Annotated in this window: 15 protein-coding genes; 11 read left to right on the top strand and 4 right to left on the bottom strand. The window is 35.9% G+C overall.

Features of this window, described 5'->3' with window-relative positions:
- Window positions 1-40 precede the first annotated feature (40 nt).
- Window positions 41-424 (top strand): DUF302 domain-containing protein, encoded by a 384-nt coding sequence (locus tag BEN26_RS04695; RefSeq protein WP_069797444.1) that lies wholly within the window; start codon window positions 41-43, stop codon window positions 422-424.
- Between the two features lie 139 nt (window positions 425-563).
- A complete protein-coding gene (locus BEN26_RS04690; RefSeq protein ID WP_069797442.1) occupies window positions 564-1,454 on the top strand; it encodes a peptidylprolyl isomerase in 891 nt (296 codons plus the stop codon).
- A gap of 58 nt (window positions 1,455-1,512) precedes the next feature.
- Here BEN26_RS04690 and shc read toward each other — a convergent pair whose 3' ends face one another.
- The 4 genes from shc to BEN26_RS04670 all read right to left on the bottom strand — a co-directional run bounded on the left by shc (window position 1,513) and on the right by BEN26_RS04670 (window position 6,537).
- On the bottom strand, window positions 1,513-3,378 hold the full coding sequence (gene shc, locus BEN26_RS04685; protein ID WP_069797439.1) for a squalene--hopene cyclase: 1,866 nt from the start codon (window positions 3,376-3,378) through the stop codon (window positions 1,513-1,515).
- Between the two features lie 619 nt (window positions 3,379-3,997).
- Window positions 3,998-4,708: an SDR family oxidoreductase gene (locus BEN26_RS04680; protein WP_069797437.1), complete on the bottom strand. Its 711-nt coding sequence runs from the start codon at window positions 4,706-4,708 to the stop codon at window positions 3,998-4,000.
- Between the two features lie 19 nt (window positions 4,709-4,727).
- Window positions 4,728-5,741, bottom strand: coding sequence for a spore photoproduct lyase family protein (locus BEN26_RS04675; RefSeq protein WP_069797435.1), 1,014 nt, complete (start codon window positions 5,739-5,741; stop codon window positions 4,728-4,730).
- On the bottom strand, window positions 5,707-6,537 hold the full coding sequence (locus BEN26_RS04670; protein ID WP_069797433.1) for a 5'-methylthioadenosine/S-adenosylhomocysteine nucleosidase family protein: 831 nt from the start codon (window positions 6,535-6,537) through the stop codon (window positions 5,707-5,709). The genes BEN26_RS04675 and BEN26_RS04670 overlap by 35 nt, the downstream gene beginning before the upstream one ends.
- Before the next feature lie 187 nt (window positions 6,538-6,724).
- Between BEN26_RS04670 and BEN26_RS04665 the strand changes: the two genes are divergently transcribed.
- The 9 genes from BEN26_RS04665 to BEN26_RS04625 all read left to right on the top strand — a co-directional run bounded on the left by BEN26_RS04665 (window position 6,725) and on the right by BEN26_RS04625 (window position 16,805).
- Entirely contained in the window at window positions 6,725-7,702 is a 978-nt protein-coding gene (locus tag BEN26_RS04665; RefSeq protein ID WP_069797431.1) for a nucleoside triphosphate pyrophosphohydrolase family protein, read from the top strand.
- A 104-nt stretch (window positions 7,703-7,806) separates the two neighbouring features.
- A complete protein-coding gene (locus tag BEN26_RS04660) occupies window positions 7,807-9,249 on the top strand; it encodes a bifunctional metallophosphatase/5'-nucleotidase (RefSeq protein ID WP_069797429.1) in 1,443 nt (480 codons plus the stop codon).
- Window positions 9,250-9,491: 242 nt separating this feature from the next.
- The gene (locus tag BEN26_RS04655) at window positions 9,492-9,770 is read left to right on the top strand and encodes an ACT domain-containing protein (protein ID WP_068722865.1); all 279 of its coding nucleotides are present in this window, start codon (window positions 9,492-9,494) and stop codon (window positions 9,768-9,770) included.
- Between the two features lie 16 nt (window positions 9,771-9,786).
- Window positions 9,787-11,148 (top strand): PFL family protein, encoded by a 1,362-nt coding sequence (locus tag BEN26_RS04650; protein WP_069797427.1) that lies wholly within the window; start codon window positions 9,787-9,789, stop codon window positions 11,146-11,148.
- Between the two features lie 63 nt (window positions 11,149-11,211).
- The gene (locus BEN26_RS04645) at window positions 11,212-12,441 is read left to right on the top strand and encodes an NRAMP family divalent metal transporter (RefSeq protein ID WP_069797425.1); all 1,230 of its coding nucleotides are present in this window, start codon (window positions 11,212-11,214) and stop codon (window positions 12,439-12,441) included.
- A 180-nt stretch (window positions 12,442-12,621) separates the two neighbouring features.
- Entirely contained in the window at window positions 12,622-13,368 is a 747-nt protein-coding gene (gene pxpB, locus BEN26_RS04640) for a 5-oxoprolinase subunit PxpB (RefSeq protein ID WP_069797423.1), read from the top strand.
- A complete protein-coding gene (locus BEN26_RS04635) occupies window positions 13,355-14,128 on the top strand; it encodes a LamB/YcsF family protein (protein ID WP_069797421.1) in 774 nt (257 codons plus the stop codon). Before pxpB ends, BEN26_RS04635 begins: the two co-directional genes overlap by 14 nt.
- Complete coding sequence (locus BEN26_RS04630) at window positions 14,121-15,068, top strand: 5-oxoprolinase subunit C family protein (protein WP_069797419.1); 948 nt, start codon at window positions 14,121-14,123, stop codon at window positions 15,066-15,068. Before BEN26_RS04635 ends, BEN26_RS04630 begins: the two co-directional genes overlap by 8 nt.
- Window positions 15,069-15,293: 225 nt before the next feature.
- Complete coding sequence (locus tag BEN26_RS04625) at window positions 15,294-16,805, top strand: TIGR02677 family protein (protein WP_069797418.1); 1,512 nt, start codon at window positions 15,294-15,296, stop codon at window positions 16,803-16,805.
- The last annotated feature ends 7 nt before the right edge of the window (window positions 16,806-16,812 follow it).

The following is a 16,812-nucleotide window of genomic DNA, read 5'->3' as shown; positions in this document are numbered from 1 at the left end:
AAAAATGTGAAAAATATTTTTGCAAAGAGGAGAGATAAGTATGGTACATTATACAGTAACGACACAAAAAGATATGGATCAACTTTTAATAGATATAGAAGCTGCTTTAAAAGAGATCCAATTTGGCATCCTATGGAAGTTTGATCTTCATAAGAAATTAGAGGAAAAAGGATTTTCTTCAGAAAAAGAACATACAGTCTTAGAAGTATGTAATCCAAAAGAAGCTTCTGAGGTGTTAGCAATTGACCCACTTTCTAGTTACTTTCTTCCATGCAAAATTGTGATTTCTAGAGATGAAAAAGAAACACAAATCGGCTTCATTCGTCCAAGCGTTTTGATTGGAATCATGGAGAATGAAGAACTAATTAAAAAAGGCAAAGAGATTGAAGAAAAACTTACCCTTGCGATTAACCAAGCAAAATAAACAAGTTAATAAAAAATAGATTAGAACGCCGAGACTCTCGGTGTTTTTTGTTTGGTTTCATCAAATTTTCATTTTAAACTGGTACACTAATCACTATTCGAGATAATTTCAATAAAATAAACACCGAGAGGAGATCAAAATGGATAAAAAAAGGCAACGGAAGAAAATCTATCTCTTTACACTATTTATTCTATTAGGTGCGATTACATTATTTGCTACAGGATGTTCTGTTCAAGAGGCTGTTGGCAGTGTAAATGGAGAACCGATTACCAAAGAAGAGTTATATGACCAAATGGTTAAACAATATGGGCAAGAAACATTCGATTATTTAACGACAAAAAAAATCATTGAACTAGAATCCAAAAATCAAAAGATTACAATTTCTGATTCAGATATTGAAAAAGAACTGCAAAAAATGATGGAATCTTATGGTGGAGAAGAATCATTTAATCAAGCATTACAAATGAGTGGTATTACATTAGATGAAATAAAAGAAAATGTAAAAATAAACGTGCAATTAAAAAAGCTGCTTGAACCGCAGATTTCTATATCCGAAGAAGAAATGAAAAAATATTTTGATGAAAACAAAGAATCATTTGCTGAGCAAGAGCAAGTTAAAGCACGTCATATTTTAGTCGACAGTGAAGAGAAAGCAAAAGAAGTAAAAGGGCAACTAGAAAATGGTGGAGATTTTGCCGAATTAGCAAAAAAATACTCGACTGATACAGGGACGAAGGACCAAGGAGGAGAGTTAGGTTATTTTGGAAAAGGAGAAATGGTTGCGGAATTTGACCAAGTTGCATTCTCTCTTGAAGTAGGTAAGATCAGTGATCCTGTCAAAACAGATTATGGCTATCACATCATTGAAGTTGAGGACAAAAAAGAAGCCAAACCAGCAAACTATGAAGAGAGTAAAAATGAGATTAAAGATATACTATCTGACCAAAAAATGCAAGACCTTTATCCAACATGGTTAGAAGACCAGAAAACGAAGTATAAGATTGAGAATTTTCTTGAGAAAAAGGAGTAAAAATAGGATAGTTTAGATTAGAGGTAGCTTATATTTTAAGCTACCTAAATGGTTCTTATCACAAAAATTTTGATCGATAATGGCTTAATGCAAGCAGTGGCCAAATGTAGCGATAACTATGGTAAAGAATATAAAAATTTCCTGGGAAACCAGCTCCAGTAGGATAGGTCGTTCGCCAATCCTTTTCTTTTCCTAAATCAATTAAACATTGAATCCCGCGTTGAATGGTTGGAGTCGGACGATTATAAACAGCGATTAAGGCATCGACAGCCCATGCTGTTTGCGATGGGGTGCTTGCCTGAAGAGGTACGTATTGTTTCTTGGCATCACTAATACAAGACTCCCCCCAACCACCATCTTCTTTTTGGATGCTTAATAACCATTGAATTGCTTTTTGAATCCTAGGATGGTTAGAGGGAATACCTACTGCTTTTAACCCGGTAATCGCTGCCCAAGTACCATAAATATAATTAATTCCCCAACGCCCATACCAAGACCCATTTCTCTCTTGATTGAAGAATAACCAGCGAATCCCTTTTTGGACCGAAGGATGATAAGCATTTAAGCCTGCGTAATTTCCGAGGAATTCTAACGTTCTTCCCGTTAAATCGGCATGACTTGGATCAATCGTCACCGACTCAACCCCTTTAATTGGTAGTAAAGAGGTGTATTTTTTATTAGTGTTTTTCTCAAAGGCGGGCCAACCCCCGTCTTGATTTTGCATGGAAAGCGTCCAGATCGCCCCTTTTTGCCAAGCATAAAGATAGGAAGGATCATAGAATGCATTTGTTTGAATTGCTCGTAATGCTACAGTGGTATCATCTATATCTGGGTTAATGGTGTTACTTGGGGAAAAGCCCCACCCTCCGGGAATGGCTCTTGGATTGTGAAGTCGCCAATCCCCATATTTTGTACGCTGTTTCGCTAATAGGTATTGGTTAGCTTTTACAATCATCGGATCCGAAGGAGGAACACCAGCTTCTTGAAGCGCATAGCTGATGAGAGCAGTATCCCAAATGGTTGGAGGGGAGTTTTGAATCGTTGTATATCTATCCGTTTTACATGCATAAGATTTTAAACCATTCACTGCTTTTGTGATCGTTTTTGAATCTTTTGAATAGCCTAGTGCTAATAAGGCGAAGATCATGACAAACGTCGCAGTGAAATAACTATAAAGGGTACCGTCATTTTCTATTCGATTCAATAAGAACTCTTCTGCTTTTTGAAAGGCAAGTTCACGTGGATTTTTCAGGTCAGAAAGTTGGTTTAAGGCATTCTCAATCATTTTCTCTTGCCAAGCCATTAGTTTGAAAGTTGACTCATTCGACTTTTCTGTAAGATATAACTCAGATAAGTTAGGCGATCTTAATGTCTTTAAGGAAAATTTTTTATTTGCTCCAATCATGATGGGGACAAAGTGAACCCTCGCATACCCGACAAAATCAAAGATATTAAAGGGGATAGGTGGAGGAAGTAGAATCAATTCAATCGGTAATCTTAAATTTTCTGGCCAATGATACTGACCGGTAAAGGCTAGCATCACTTTTGTGAATAGGCTTACTTGAGACAAACCACCTTTTTCGATGATAAATTGTTTTGCTGCGATCATTTTCGGTTCCTCTGGATTCACATATCCTGAATAAAGCAAAGAATAGTAAGCTTCCACTGTAGCTGATAAATCTCCCTCTTCTTGATCATGATAAATCTTCCATGTGCCACTCGATGTTTGTTTTTCTTTTATTCGACGAACTAATGTTTGAATTAAAGCTTCATCATCCATCTCCAATGATCTTAGAAGAATAATCAGATAGGCATCAGCAATAATTCCATTTTCAAAGCAAAAATACCAAGCTCCATCACTCGCTTGTTTTTCCTCTAAAAGGCCAATCAAACGGTTGATTTCATCATTAACCCTATTTATCATTCATTTTCATCCTTTGTTAATAGTAAAGAAAGTTTAACTTTCTTCCGCTTATCGTTTAAGTTTTATATTCATAGAAATACACGGACAACGGAGCGCGTTGGAGTATACAAACTTATGTAATTGCCTATCTTATGTTATTCAAAGAATGAAAGAAAGGTTAATTTGAATTGATTTCATCGATATCAAAATTTCACATTTTCAGATTACACTCGTTTACAATCCAATCACCGTTTGCTTCTCAGGGGCTAATATCAATCGAAGAACTCTAGAAAATATTGAAAAATCCGGATTTGTGATTGAGGAAAATGGGTGGATATCCGCCGTTGCAGAAATGCCTTCCTTTCAATAGGATAGTTTATGAGCTTCATTCCACTTTTTTTGAAAGGAGAGCTAAACTTGTTTAAATTTCTTAAATTTTTACCTTTTATAACAAATATCTCTAAAATTGCAGTGCTATATTGGGGATTAAAAACACCATTGCGTCTATTTAAACGAATGTTTCTTCCTAAAGGGAAAGGATTTGCGTCACTCTTCAGTTTTTTTCCAAAAATAATAAGATTATAAATTTGTGATAGGTAAACAAAAAACCGTCTACAACATTACGTAGGCGGTTTGATCCTTATTTTTTCATTTGTTTTTTTCTATTAATCATATGTCGCTGTGGTTGAATGGTAAGCTCTGTCAGCACCGTACCTTCCCGCTGGCTAAGGATGGTTTCTACCGCATTTGCCACACATTCAGGTGTTAGATAGCTCTCAGGTAAGTCACCTTCTTGAAAATCCAAATGATCATAGAAGGACGTTTGCGTCATGTCTGGATGAATAGTGACAACTTTTACTCCTGATTTCCGAACTTCATCAAATAGGCTGATCCCAAAATGCGTAAGTCCTGCCTTTGTTGCTGCATATGCACAACCAAAGGTACTGGACTTTTTTGCTGTGATCGAAGAAATGTTAATCATATATCCTTTTGTCTGGCGAAGTTCTCGCAAAAGCAAATTACTGAGAATCAATGGTGCTTTAAGATTTGTTGCAATCATCGTTTCAATCTGTTTCGGACTCAAGGTCTCGTGTGGGCCAAAATAGCCTATACCTGCATTATTCACAAGGATATAGATTTCATTCTCTTCGTCTTTGATTTGTTTTGTCACTTCAACGAGTTGTTTTGTGTTGGTAACATCGCAAACAATTTTTTGAAAGTGTTTGTGTTGATAGTCCGTTTTTGAAAAATCTCTTGCTAACCCATACACTAGAACATTCATTTGATTCAATTTTTTCGTAATGGCTAAGCCAATCCCAGTGGATGCTCCTGTTACAATTGCCGATTTCATTGTAGACTCCTTTTTGATATTATGATGTATAAATTTTCTCTTTTGGTACATACTTTTCGATCATCTGAGTTACTTCTTGAATCAGTTGATTACGAATTTCTTTTGGATAGGTATAAACACCTTTCATATGTTCATAAGGGTAGTAAATCAGATCAGAATTATTTCGATATTTACGAATATTTTTCAGATAATCTTTGGGCATCCGAAAAACTCCTACACTGATATCCAGAATCTTCTCAACAGGTATGGTCATAAACGTTTGGGTTACACATTCTTGATAGTGTTCACGCCAATCATCAATGTGTAAAAGAGGATCAAAACTTAATCGAACCTTCCATCCGTCATTGATCGCTTGTCTGATATTCGCAAGCCTTGCTTCTAAAGAAGAGGTGCCTCGTTCATAATGTTTCACGATAAAATCAGGGGATACCGTCCATCCCAAGATCACATTGTTCAAGGGTTCAAAATGACGAATTGCTCGATAATTGACACTTTTCGTTCGAATCTCAATCGTTACATTCGCATGATTTTTGGCATAGTGAATCCATTCCGCTGTAAATGGAGCAACGTTCTCAAATGCGAGTAGATCGGTATCATAAGAGATAGGAAGATAGACAGAATGTTTTTCTAACATCTGATCTAATTCGGCAAAATAATCTTCTAGATTCACAAACATCACGACATAAGCAGAAGAAAACATGCCTTGTAGATAGCAATAATCACAATGATAAATACAATTTAAGATATTCGTCGAGTAGTAAAAATGTGGGTTCCCGAAATCATGACAAACTTCTGCACCAGGATAAAAATAATGATCTTTTTTTTCCGCTAAAATAAGCTTTTGTGCATTTTTTTGGACAAAAAAGTTTTGTTTTGGACGATGGAAAACTTCTTGATAATGATCGATTTCAATTACTCTAGCATTGGGAAAACGCTGAAGAATCTTTTGAGCCATCGGATGATCTTTCATATTTTCCTCAACATAAATATGAGAGAACCTAGGTGTATAGAAGTTGTTTTCGGATCTGTTCAAAATTGCTCTTCCCTTCAGACTTAGTTTTTATCTCAACACGTAGATATGCTTGCAAAAGATCTAAAGGTTCCTTAGTACGAATTTTATATTGTTTTGTAAGATGAATCAATTGATGATACATGGTAATGGTTAGATGAAGGTGATCTCGAAGTTGCTGTAAAAGTTGCAGATCCTCTTCAGTTAGTACCTCTGGATCGGTAAAAGAAATCTCTTGTAATTTTTTAATAAATGCAGCAATTGATTCCATTTGGTTTCTCATTAATTGTGAGACATCAAGAGATGTGATTTCATTTGGCTGCAATTGGTCAGAAATAATTTTTAGAATATGAATTTGATGGGGTGGCAAGAAAGTAGAAGCAGCTTCAAAAAATCCAGCCCCTTCCATATCTACAAGATCCCCTATCACTTCCTTACTCATTGATAAATCAACGATTGTAGAGAATGTCTCTAACACCCCTTCAGAAAAAGAATGTTGTACTAAGATGTCTGGATAGTAGTTATATTTTGTATCATGATGAATGATTTTGTGACAGTAGATGAGATCGCCTTGTAACTTTTGGCTCTTAGCTCCCGCAACCCCAATATTCAAAATGGTATCTGTGGCCTTTACTTCATATTTTGTTAATAGATAAGTTGTAGCAATCGCAGAAGAAGTAATCCCCACACCACTTACTGCGAGAACAATCCCGTTATTTTCATAGAGTTGGATCCTTGAGATTTGCGAAACTTTTTTAAGCTGAAAATACTCGATCAATGGTTTGGCTTCAGGATATAATGCATTTACGATGAAGATCATTCACATCACCTGTCTTTTAAAAAGAAATATCTTTTCTTATTATAAATGAATGGTTGAAGGTAAGCATAATATAAGGAAATATTTTTTAAATAGAAGGGTTATTAATCATGTGGAAGAAAAATAATGATGAGATTGTAGAAATTTACAAGGAATTAGTAGAAATCATTAATTAAAAAGGGGAAAGGAAATGACAAAAACGATCCGAGATTATCAACAAAAGGTAGATCAAACTGTACGTGTATTAGGTGGATATTGGCGACCACTTTCAGGGTTGGCAAGAGTGATCGAAGAGTTAGGAGAACTAGCAGAACTATTCATGCAGGAAGAGATGGATAGAGAAGACCTGGGAGGGGAACTGGCAGATCTTTTTGTGATCACAGCATCAGTTGGAAACCAATATTGTATGGATTTGAATGAGGAATTTTCTTTAATGGCTTACCCAATAGAAATTGAAGAGCTTTATAAGCAGGCTCAACCTGTGTCCAGTAAAGTGGATGGGGTAATGAGTCTTCTTACGAGAGCTGGGCAGATCGCAAGAATCCTTAATCATTATGAGGGAGATAAGAAAAAGAAACTAACAGAGAAGAAATGTAGATTAGGGGAGGAAATTGCGAAGTTTAATGTGGACTTGATTAAACTAGCGAATCATTATGACATCCCTCTTTTCTACTATGTAGATCAAATATTAGATCGTGATGTTGTGCGAGATAAGAATCGGTTTGACATCACTCACGATCCAACGACTGAACCTTCCCTCGATCATTTTCGTGAACTGACGAAAGGAACACCTTATGAATCGTTGAAGAAAGTTTGGGGTTCTTATGAATGGGATGAATCGAAAAAGCTAGAAGAAAATCTAAGAAATTCGCTTCCTACACTTGAAAGGTTTATAAAGGTATCAGAGAGCGAAGGGCTTAATGGACTAATTATTGAAATAGTGGGAGAGCAATATATTTCCACAGAGGAAGTAAGAAATCAAACGATTCAAAGGACATTACAGTTCTTCCATCAATTTGATCCATACATTGGACAAGATTCATACGTAAATGATCTCGGTCTTCATGAGTTAACCTTTCGTTACCATTTTTATGGAGTAGAGTTTGACTGGGTTCCTATGGTTCATAGGCAATCATTGTTCCTCTTATTTATACGGTCAATGAGCTGACATCGAAGATTATTGCCATGGAAGCGTGGATAAGAAGAATGGAAAAAGGTTAAGAAGTATATAGTGCCAGTCCTCTTGGTTATCCTAAAGAGGAAAGGAGTGGAGTGAATATAGTACAATTAACCATTATCCAACAAAATGATAGCCATAGTCATATTGAACCACATTGGGAAGGTTTTTATGGCCGTGAAATCCGTTATGATATGACAGGTGGTTTTGCACGGATTGCCCAATATGTGAAACAACAAAGAGAAAAAAACCCCAATCTTCTCTTTATCGATAATGGAGATCTGTTTCATGGAACAGGCCCAGCATTGTTATCGAAAGGTGAGACTTTGATTCCTGTAGTATCCAATCTTGGTCTTGATGCATGGGTTCCCGGGAACTGGGATTATGCCTATGGTCCTAAACAATTGCAAAATTTAGCGAACCGTCTCCCATTTTCCACGATCGCTTGTAATGTATTTGATTCGGTACATGGAATCCCTCTTTTTCTACCATATATTGTGAAAGAGATGCAAGGATTAAAGGTAGGAATGATTGGTCTCACCTTTCCATATGAAGATCAGACGATGCCCCCGTCTTTTTCGGAAGGTCTCTCATTCACTTTAGGATTAGAGGTGTTGCCTAAATATATCGAGCATCTACGTACAAAAGAGAAAGTAGATTTGGTTATATTAATCGAGCATATTGGCCTACCATTATCTCAAAAATTAGCGACACTAGTAACTGGTATTGATGTGATCTTAAGTGGTCATAGCCATGACCGGATTAAACGGCCAATGAAAATTAACAATACATTAATTATCCAATCTGGTTCTCATGCATCTTTCCTAGGGCAATTGGATTTGAAAATTTCAAATGGGAAAATCATCGACTATACTCATCAACTTATTCCCTTGCTTACAGATCAATTTGAGGAAGATCCTCTTACAAAAGAGCTGGTTGATCAAGCTATTATTCCTTATCAAAACCTGCAAGAGAATGTCGTTGGCAAGACAACCATACCACTTCATCGAATGTTCTTATTAGAGACTCCGATGGACCACTTCATTACAGATGCCTATATGCATCACATTAATGCAGATATTTCTTTTTCTCATGGATGGCGTTATGGTGTTCCAGTTCTTCCAGGATCGATTACTATGAAAGACATCTGGCAAATTATTCCTTCGAATCCCGAACTATTTACAGTAGAAGTTGAGGGAAGAGAACTCATGCAAATCTTAGAAAAAAATCTAACTTCCGTCTATGCTAGTGATCCATTTCAACAGATGGGCGGTTATATTTTGCGATCAACAGGACTCTATATAGCATTCAAACCATATAACGGGGAAGGTAATCGGATCGAATATGTGGAAGTAAATGGAGAACCCCTTAAACTTGATAAGTCCTATAAAATTATTGGAGCAGGCCAGCAGGACTTTAGGGAACTTGGAAGTCGAAGAAAGTTCTTAGGGATTAAATCCCATGATGCGATTGTTCAATATCTAAAGGAAATTAAAGAGTATAAGGGGAGAAACAGCAATTATGTAACTAGTATTTAAGTTCCGTTGAAAAACTCTTCTGTAGTGGAAGGGTTTTTTTACGGAATAAGTCACTCTTTTATGCGTATCTTAAAAGGTATCTAAATCCTGTAGGTCTGTCCTTCTTTAAAATAAGCAATTATGAAATTGTTTTAAATAAAAAATTGACTTACTCTACTACATTAAAGCATAATAATATCAATATTCTTTTTTTAGTTTATTAGGAAAGGGTATCATTAAAATTTTAGATTGAGGTGAAATAAATGAATGAGAAAAAAGCCGTAGTAAGTGTCATTGGAAAAGATCAAATAGGTATTATTGCTCAAGTAACAAGTATTTTAGCAGAATATCGAATTAATATTTTGGATATTAGTCAAACGATTCTCCAAGATTTTTTTACAATGATGATGATTGTCGATTTGTCTAATGTAGAGGGAAAAGTGGATCAAGTGAGGGAAGATCTAAATAAACTTGGAGAAGCCCTTGGCCTAAAAATTAATGTACAGTTAGACGAAATCTTTAAAGCGATGCATCGCATATAAGATAGGAGGGACAAGAGTGACTTTAGCATTAACTGAAATGATGGAAACCATCAGGATGGTTCAAATGGAAAACCTCGATATTCGTACTGTAACCTTAGGAATCAACCTTCGTGATTGTTATGATACGGATTTTGAAAAAATGAAAGAGAAAATTTATAAAAAAATAACTACCTTTGCAACAGATTTAACCAAAGTGGCACAAGAAGTTGAAAAGGAATTTGGCATACCTATTATAAATAAACGAATTTCAGTCACCCCTATAGCAGAAATATTAGGAAGTTGTACAAAAGAACAGGCAGTTGAAATAGCAAAGACTCTTGATAAAGTAGCAATCGATTTAGAGGTTGATTTTATTGGTGGTTTTTCAGCCTTGGTACATAAAGGTATGACTAAAAGCGACCAAACCTTAATAGAATCTATACCTGTCGCTTTGTCAACTACACAAAGGGTTTGTGGCTCAGTATCAGTTGCAACGACAAAAACCGGAATTAATATGGATGCTGTGAAGTTGATGGGACACGTAATAAAGCAGGCTGCTGAACTTACTGCAGACCAGGATGGGATTGCTTGTGCGAAATTAGTCGTTTTCTGTAACCCAGTTGAAGATAACCCTTTTATGGCCGGAGCTTTTCATGGTTCGGGAGAAGGCGAAGCGGTACTAAATGTTGGCGTTAGTGGGCCTGGGGTGGTTTTAAATGCTTTAAAACGTTATCCAAATGCTGATCTTGGAGAGATAGCAGAAGTGATTAAAAAAACAGCATTCAAAATTACAAGAGCAGGAGAACTAATTGGAAGGGTCGTAGCAAAAAAATTAAATGTTCCTTTTGGAATTATGGATTTATCTTTAGCTCCAACGAATGCTATTAATGATAGCGTAGCTGAGATTTTGGAAGAAATCGGACTTGAACGTACTGGAACCCATGGTACGATTGCTGCCTTAGCTTTAATGAATGATGCGGTAAAAAAAGGTGGTGCAATGGCTAGTTCTTATGTAGGGGGACTAAGTGGTGCATTTATTCCTGTAAGTGAAGATAACGGAATGATTCGAGCAGTAGAAGAAGGTGCATTAAGTTTAGCAAAATTAGAAGCGATGACAAGTGTTTGTTCGGTAGGATTAGATATGATCGCTTTACCAGGCGATGTCACTGCTTCAACACTATCAGCTATTATTGCTGATGAAGCTGCTATAGGGGTAATTAACAAAAAAACAACTGCTGTACGCGTTATCCCTGTTCCAGGAAAATCTGAAGGTGAACTTGTGGAATTTGGAGGTTTATTAGGTCGTGCCCCAATTATGAAAATCAATCATTTTTCTTCTGAAAAACTTATTAACCGTGGTGGACGAATCCCGGCACCTCTTCAAGCATTAAGTAATTAAAAATATTCTTTTACAAGGAACATATATATTTTTAAAAAGTAAGATTTGAAAAGGAGGAAATTTATGAGTAATGGTCCATTACTGCCAAACACATCTACGGGTTCAAAAAAAAATATTAGTGTAATATTAGGAGCCATTTTTATTATGGCTACATCAGCAATCGGCCCCGGGTTTTTAACTCAGACTGCTGTTTTTACTGAAAAATTTATGGCTAATTTTGCCTTTGCAATTTTAGCCTCGATTATCATTGATATCGGGGCTCAAGTAAATATTTGGAGAATCATTGCAGTATCTAGAAAGCGTGGGCAAGATGTTGCTAATATGGTCTTGCCAGGACTAGGAAGTTTAATCGCCATCTTAATCGTTATAGGCGGTTTAGCATTTAATATAGGAAACGTTGCTGGGGCAGGTTTAGGATTAAATGTTATCTTTGGTGTTAGTCCAACTACTGGAGCGATAATTTCAGCCATCTTTGCTATCATTGTTTTTAGCTTAAAAGAAGCAGGCAAAGCAATGGATATTATTGCTCAAATTCTTGGCGGAATTATGATTTTAATGGTAGGATATGTGATGTTCATCTCCAACCCACCTGTAGGAGATGCACTTGTTAAGAGTATTTTTCCTGATGATTATAGTATATTATTTCTGCCAATGATCACCTTAATTGGTGGTACAGTAGGGGGATATATTACTTTTGCTGGAGGACACCGTTTGCTAGATGCTGGGATTACTGGAGAAAAAAATCTGCCATATATAAACAGGGCTTCGATATATGGAATCTTAGTAACTGGATTAATGAGAATTTTGCTGTTTTTAGCTGTTTTAGGAGTGGTATATGCTGGGAATAAGTTGGATCCTTCCAACCCGCCTGCATCAGTCTTTCAAATCGCTTTAGGTGACTACGGCTATAAGTTTTTTGGTATTGTTCTTTGGTCTGCAGCGATTACTTCTGTAATTGGTGCAGCTTACACAAGCGTATCATTTTTACGTTCTTTCCACGCACTTTTTGATAAATATACTAATTTTATCATCATGGGATTTATCATTTTCTCAACGTTAGTTTTTGTGTTAGTTGGTAAGCCAGTAACAATATTGGTAATCGTTGGTTCTTTAAATGGATTAATTTTACCTTTAACATTAGGGTCTATATTAGTAGCTTCTAGAAATAAAAAAATTGTTGGAGAAACCTATCGCCATCCAACTTGGATGATCATTTTTGGAGTAATTGCCGTATTGATTACATCCTATATCGGGTGGGTATCTCTTCAAGGAATCGCTGAATTGTGGAAATAGTAACTCTTTTACACAGGGAATGACAAAAATGTTATCTCCTGTGTAATTTATTTAATACTTTCATTAAATTATATGAAGCAAATTATTCGATGTCTTCTTATCAATGTTTTGCTTTTTTATGATCTTTATGTTAATTTTGTAAAATAAAAATATGTAGACTTTTTTTGGAGGAAGGAGTATATGAACCTAGATTTTCAGCCACTAGGGGATACAGCAATTCGAGTATCTTTTGGAAATGAAATTTCTAAAGAAATTAATCAGGCGATTCGTTTATTCACAAATGGTTTAAGTCAAAACCCAATCTATGGGGTTATTGAATGGATTCCAACTTATGCTTCCCTAACTATTTTTTATAATCCTGCACTAATTGCATATAAAGAAATGTTGAATAAGTTAATAGAGATTAAAGACCATATTAAAGAAACTAATTTACCTTCAGCAAAGATATATGAAATCCCGACCTATTATGGCGGAGAAACAGGACCAGATTTAGCTTATGTTGCAAAATATAATAATCTTACTGAAGATGAAGTGATTTCCATCCATACGGGTACTGATTATTTAATTTATATGATCGGGTTTGTACCTGGTTTTCCATATTTGGGTGGTATGTCAAATAAGATTGCTACTCCGCGTCAAGAGAAGCCAAGAACCCGTATTCCAGCGGGATCCGTTGGTATTGCTGGTGAACAGACTGGTATTTATCCGTTAGAGACACCTGGAGGATGGCAAATCATCGGAATCACTCCACTTAAGCTATATGATCAAGCAAAGGAACGTCCCATTCTCCTATCAGTAGGACATTACTTAAGATTTGTAAGCGTTTCATATCATGAATATTTAGAAATAAAGAAAGCAGTTGAAAACGGGAACTATCAAGTAAAAACTTACAAAAAGGAAGAGGGGATGGATTATGTATTCAATTGATTTAAATAGTGACTTAGGAGAAAGTTATGGAAATTATCGTATTGGTAATGATGACGAGGTGCTAAAATATATTACTTCTGCTAATATTGCGTGTGGATATCATGCTGGGGATCATAATGTTATGATGAAAACAGTAATAAAAGCGAAAGAATTAGGAGTAGGGGTAGGAGCACACCCAGGGTTCCCTGATTTAAGTGGTTTTGGACGAAGAGAAATAAGAATGTCCCCTGAAGAAATTTACAATATGATGATTTATCAGATAGGCGCATTATTGGGTGTAGCTAATTCACAAAAAGTAAGTGTTCAACATGTAAAACCACATGGTGCATTATATAATATGGCATCAAAAAATAAAGAAATGGCTATGGCGATTGCTAAAGCAGTGAAGGATTTAGATAAAGAGTTGGTTTTATTTGCTTTAGCTGGTAGTGAACTTTATAAAGCAGGGGTAGAACATGGACTGAAAGTAGCCCAAGAAGTTTTTGCCGATCGTACCTATCAGCCAGATGGCACATTAACTTCTCGTTTACAACCAAATGCGATAATTCATGATCTTGATTTTGCTGTTGAACGTGTGATTCGAATGGTCAAAGAGGGAAAAGTAAGAGCAGTAAATGGAGAAGATATTGATATTCAAGCTGACACCATTTGTGTACATGGAGATGAACCACAAGCTCTTTCATTTGTTAAGAAACTAAGAGAAAAATTGAAACAAGAAAAGATCATGATTAAAAATTTTGGAGTGTCCTCGAATGTCTAAACCTTTATTAAAGGTAATCAAACCTGGGTTACTCACCACTGTTCAAGATTTAGGGCGGTTAGGCTATCAACAGTATGGAATTGTCGCTGCAGGTGTAATGGATGCTTTTTCAATGCAAATAGGCAATTTACTGGTTGGCAATCCAAGAAATGAAGCAGTCTTAGAAATTTCAATAATTGGACCCACTTTGCAGGCGTTAGATGATATGTTGCTTGCTATCTGTGGTGGTAATCTTTTTCCTACAGTTGATGGAAAAAAAATAGACATGTGGAAGAGTTTTATATTAAAGAAAGGACAAATTCTTTCTTTTGGTGCCCCAGTTGAAGGTGCAAGAGCCTATTTGAGTATTGCAGGCGGGTTTGATATTCCTATCGTAATGGGAAGCAAATCAACTTATATAAAAGCCGGAATTGGTGGATATAAAGGTCGTGCTTTACAAAAAGATGATATTCTATTTGGTAAAGGAATTCTAGAAAAAAGATATGTTGGACGGTTACTTCATTATGATGAAATTCCGACATATAAAAGTGAGATTCATGCTAGGGTTATTTTAGGGCCACACCTTCATTATTTTACTGAAGAAGGAATTCAGACCTTTTTAACCCAAACTTTTGAAATTTCATCTCAATCGGATCGAATGGGATACCGTTTAAATGGTCCCCAAATTACACATCTTTCTACTGCTGATATTATTTCAGATGCTATCCCCTTTGGCGGAATTCAGGTTCCATCAAACGGTCATCCAATCGTTTTAATGGCAGACCGACAAACAACAGGTGGATATACTAGAATTGCTACCGTTATTTCAGTTGATTTACCTTTATTAGCGCAAGCATTACCAGGCCATACCATTCGTTTTTCAAGTATTTCTGTAGAAGAAGCCCAGGTTTTATATAAAAAAAGAGAGAATTTGTTTTATACTCTATCATTACTAGCTTAAATTTTTAAAAAAACACTAACCGTAAAAACAATACCTATAAAAAAAAGCTCTTCACCATAGAAAAGCAAGAATGGAGCAATTTCAAAAAAATAATCGCAAAAAGGTTTTTAAAATAGATAAAAAGTGAAATTAGTAAAAACATCCCTCTTGGAATAATGGGGATGTTTTTTTATGTTTGTTTGATATACTGTAACTGAGAAAATTTTTAAAAATGTGAGGAAATCTATGAATGATCAAATGTTAAGAGCGATATCAGAGGTTACCTATTTAACGACAGATAATGCATGGCGATACCGTTCAATCCTACGTTATTTTTATCAACAGCATGAACGATTACGTCATTATCTATTCCCAGAGGAAATCTATGAATATTTGAAACAAAACTTTCACTTTCAAGAATATACAGAAGAACAATTACAAAATGACTTGAACCAATTAGTTCAGTGGAAAAATATCATTCCCCGTCAAGAGACAGGAAGAGTTAATTCAATTGAGGATTTTAAGAAAAAGAAGTTTCGCTATCAGGCGACTCCCTACACCATTGAAATTGAACGGATGGTTCAAGGGTTAGAGAAATTAGGGGATTCTTTCGGTGGATCATTGGAAAAGACCTTATTTGATCGATTGCTTGAATCCTTATATCAACTCACTGCTTATCACGAAAATCCCTTTCATAAAGGCAAACGTGAATATGATGTGGACAAGCTAGATAATGAGGCATTATATCGTTTGTGGGAAGATATGTTTGATCAATTTCGGAAAATGGCGGAAAACGCTACAGATTATATTGCCTATCTTAAAAGTGAGAAGGTTGAAGAGGTCATGATGACTGAAACATTTCTCGCCTTTAAGGATGCTTTAACCGAATATCTACGGAATTTTATGTCTGCGTTACAACGGTCTTCCTTTAAAATCGAATCCGTTTTGCATGATACTAAGACTGATTTTATTGAGCATGTGGCTAATCGTATTGCAACCTATCAACTATCGATTCCTCGTTTAATAAATCTACCAAATGAACAGGATCTAATTCAGCAATCAATTGATCAATGGCAAAGCTTACAAAAGTGGTTTCTTGGTGAAAATGGTCGTGAAAGTGAACTTTCCTTTTTGCAAAATGAGACGAACGAGACTATTCGACGGATGACTCGATTTGCACAGCGAATCGGAGAAAGAAGTCAAAATTTCCGTAGTCGCCGAAAGGATTATCTTCATTTAGCGAAATGGTTCGCTGAGATGCAGGATATACAAGCAGCGCATAAACTATCGTCTGTTGTCTTTGGTGCTTTTCATACGAGGCATTTTCAAACAGATGGCATAGAGACAGAAGATATCTATTCCGAGGTTTGGGACCAACCCCCTACGATCTTTACTTTAAAACCAAGGATTAAACAATACAAGGAAAAAACCAGACCTGGAATCATTGTGAACAAAGAACGAGAGAAAAAAGAGACACTTCAACAATATTTGCTAGAAAAAGAGGCAGAACAGAAAATGATGGAACAAATAATGAATCATGATCGAATTGTACTTAGTCAATTAACGATAGTAGATCCATACGTACGTAAAACCCTTTTGAATTGGATTGCAAAAGCGATGGGAAATAAAGAACAAATCGGTAAAACAGAAACGGGTAGACGATTTAAATTATTACAATTGAATGATTCTATGATTCAGCTTGAGTCAGAAGATGGATGGTTAAGAATGCCCAATTATGTTTTCTATTTCATAGATTAGGTGGAAA

Origin of the sequence: Tepidibacillus sp. HK-1 (genome assembly GCF_001748485.2) — a bacterium.
Taxonomy (GTDB): Bacteria; Bacillota; Bacilli; order Tepidibacillales; family Tepidibacillaceae; genus Tepidibacillus_B; species Tepidibacillus_B infernus.
The sequence above is the reverse complement of the archived record's forward strand: the minus strand, read 5'-3'. Positions and strand labels throughout refer to the sequence as shown.